The sequence below is a fragment of the Kitasatospora sp. NPDC048296 genome (assembly GCF_043201815.1).
GTDB lineage: Bacteria > Actinomycetota > Actinomycetes > Streptomycetales > Streptomycetaceae > Kitasatospora.
In genome coordinates, this window is record NZ_JBICZB010000221.1 from 1 (window position 1) to 1297 (window position 1297).

At 73.1% G+C, this 1297-nt stretch carries 1 protein-coding gene; it reads right to left on the reverse strand.

Annotation, left to right across the window (positions count from 1 at the left end; translation table 11 throughout):
- Window positions 1-202 precede the first annotated feature (202 nt).
- Window positions 203-946 (reverse strand): dienelactone hydrolase family protein, encoded by a 744-nt coding sequence (locus ACGF12_RS38615; RefSeq protein ID WP_393041360.1) that lies wholly within the window; start codon window positions 944-946, stop codon window positions 203-205.
- Window positions 947-1297: the final 351 nt, after the last annotated feature.

The window sequence follows — 1297 nt, forward strand, 5'->3', positions numbered from 1 at the left end:
GATCTTAGCCGGGGGTGGATACAGCGAAGGGAGGAAATAGCTCGTTTTGGTGAATGGAGTGATGATCTTTTACCCCGGGTGTCGTCTATCGGCGGCGGCGCGGTCGCCGAGTCGGCGCAGTGGCCCAGCGGGGCCGATCGCGGGCCGGGGGCGGTGCTCGACACCGTGCCGCGCTGCGCCGAGCACGCGCCGTCCGGGCGCCTCAGCCGTGCGTCAGGGTGCGGCCGAGGAGCGGCAGCAGGTGCTCCCAGTGCAGCCGCAGTCCGGAGGGGCTGAAGGCGTCGGTGTCGGACATGGTGAAGCCGTGGGCGGTGCCGGGGTAGATCTCGGAGGTGTGGTCGACGCCCGCGGCGTCCAGGGCGCGGTTCAGCTCGCCGAGGGTCTCGGGCGTCATGTCGGTCTCGGCGTGGCCGAGGTGGACCTGGGCGGTGAGCCTGGAGACGAGGCGGTGCATGTCGGGCCCGTCGGCGCCCACGGGGCCGTGGAATCCGGCGACGGCGGCCACCCGGCCGGGGTGGGCCGCGGCGGTGCGCAGAGCCAGGAGGCCGCCGATGCAGTAGCCGGTCACGGCGACCGGTCCGGCGGCGACCTCGGGCTGGGCGGTGAGGAAGCCGAGGTAGGCGTCGGCGTCGCTGAGGACGCGTTCGGCGGTGTGCGTCCTGATCAGGGGCATCAGCCGGGCGACGGCCGCGGTCCGGGCCTCTTCCCCGATGTACTCGGGAAGCTCGACCACCGGTGTCCGGCCGTGCCGGTAGAAGAAGTTGGGGACGAGTACGTAGTACCCGTGTCCGGCCAGTTCGCGGGCCATCTCCCGCAGCGCGGGCCGGATGCCGAAGGCGTCCGCGTACATCAGCACCCCGGGGTGCCGCCCGTCGCGGTCGGGGTGGGCGGCGAAGGCGTCGGCCCGGCCGTCCGCGGTGGGAATCGTCAGCGTCTTGGTGGGCAAGGGAGGTCTCCTGTCGTGGTTGACGTGTCGAGCGTGTGGTCAACACGACGGAGGCGGAGCCCGCGCGACGGCGCCGGATCCTCGATCGAACTGCGGGCCCGCGGTGGCCCGTACGGCGCTCAGCGGAGCGCCGGGTCACCAATTCGTGTGTGGCGCAAGGCCGTCCCGGTAGTCATCGCCGGACACCGTAGCCCACCGGGCCGGCCGAGGCCAGCCCCGTTCGTCCTGAACGCCGCCGGGGGACGGCCGTTGGCGCTCAGTCGTGGGCGGTGGCCGGGCGGGCGCCGACGGGGTCGAGCTTGGCGGCCTGGAGGGTGACGGCGATGCCGGCGAACTCCTCGATCAGCCGGC